Origin of the sequence: Melaminivora alkalimesophila, assembly GCF_000282995.1 — a bacterium.
Lineage (GTDB): Bacteria > Pseudomonadota > Gammaproteobacteria > Burkholderiales > Burkholderiaceae_C > Melaminivora > Melaminivora alkalimesophila.
This window is the reverse complement of sequence record NZ_ALEE01000571.1, coordinates 1-1,432: the sequence shown is the minus strand read 5'-3', so window position 1 is coordinate 1,432 and position 1,432 is coordinate 1. Positions and strand designations below refer to the sequence as shown.

Here is a 1,432-nt window from a genome sequence, read left to right as displayed (position 1 = left end):
CAGCGGCAGCCCCGCCTCGGCGGCGTGCCTGCTCAGCCGCAGCAGGTCCTGCGTGTACAGGGCCAGCGTCCGCTCGGCCAGGCGCTTGTGCACGCGCGCGTGCTCGAGGTAGGCCTGCGCCTCGGGCGGCAGCTGGGCGCCGGCGGCGCGCGCGTCGCTCACTGCAACCGCGACAGCGCGCAGCTCGCCAGTTCGGCGATGCGCTCCAGGAATTCCGTGCCCATGGTCGCCTCGAAGCGCTGCGGGTCGTGTGAGGCCAGCACCAGCAGGCCAAAGGCCGGCACGTCGGCGCGGTCCAAGGCCCCGGTGCGCAGCGGCAGCAGTGCCATGGAGCGCATCTGCTCGCGCTCGGCCAGCCAGGCAGCCGCCTCGAAGCCCAGGTTCGGGCCGCAGAAGGGCATGGTCAGGGACGAGGCGAAGGCACGTACGTCCGCGCTCGCCCCCTGGGCGCAAGGGGCCTCGGCATGCTCGGGCGCCACGTCCCAGACGCGCAGCGCCACCTGCGGCACATCGAAGCGGTTGCGGATGCCCTGCGCCACGGCCTCGGGCAACTCCTGCGGCGCGCGCACCGCCGCCAGCTCGCACGACCACTGGTGAAGCCGAGCTGCGATGCCGCCGTTCTCTGCGCCGTGGCGCACCATGTCCACGATGCGCTGCTCCAGCCCCTTGATCTTCTCGCGCAGCATCTCCGCCTGGCGCTCCTGCAGGCTGACGGCGCGCTGGCCGTGCGGGCTGGCGATGGTCACGCTGGCCAGCAGCTCGGCATGGCGCTCGAAGAAACCGGGAGTGTTGGCGAGGTACTGGGCGATGTCGTCCTCGGTGATGGGCGACAGCGGCAGCGGGGAAGCGGAGGAAGAACTCATGGGAAGGCCTGGCAGAGATTCGGGACGGGCGACGGCGAGCGATCCGCCCATGGGGCGATTATCGGCCTGCCTCGCCTGGGGCCGAGGAGCTGGTGGGCGCCACCTGGTGCAGCGCCTGTCGCAATGGAGTCCAAAGCCACCGCAGCCGTGCCGATAATGGCCGGATGCCGCGCGACAGCCAACTCCTCCACCCCCGCCGCACCCCTGCCACCCCGCTGAACGCAGCCACCGTGCTGCTGCTGCGCGACGCGCCCCATGGCGCGAGCACCCTCGAGGTGCTGATGACGCGCCGCTCGGCCAAGGCCAGCTTCGTGCCCGGCGCCTATGTCTTTCCGGGCGGCGGCATCGAGGCGCAGGACGCCGCGCCCGAGGCCCATGCCCTGGCCGACCGGCGCCCGGCCCAGACCGGCGAGCGCCTGACGGAGGCGCTGGCCGCCCTGCGCGAGAGCTTCGAGGAGCTGGGCATTCTGCTGGCGCGCCACGCCGACGGCCGCTGGGCCGACGCCGCGGACATCGCCGCGCTCGACCGCCACGCACCCTTTGCCGCGCAGGTGGCGGCGCGCGGCCTG

General features: G+C 73.3%; 2 protein-coding genes. One reads left to right on the top strand and one right to left on the bottom strand.

Annotated features, from left to right (window positions below; all coding sequences use genetic code 11):
• Positions 1-158: 158 nt before the first annotated feature.
• The gene (locus A612_RS11185) at positions 159-863 is read right to left on the bottom strand and encodes a DUF484 family protein (RefSeq protein ID WP_019374567.1); all 705 of its coding nucleotides are present in this window, start codon (positions 861-863) and stop codon (positions 159-161) included.
• Between the two features lie 164 nt (positions 864-1,027).
• On the opposite strand from A612_RS11185, the gene A612_RS11180 reads away from it, so the two are divergent.
• Positions 1,028-1,432: NUDIX hydrolase (locus A612_RS11180; protein ID WP_040436678.1), on the top strand; the 405-nt coding region annotated here is incomplete at its 3' end.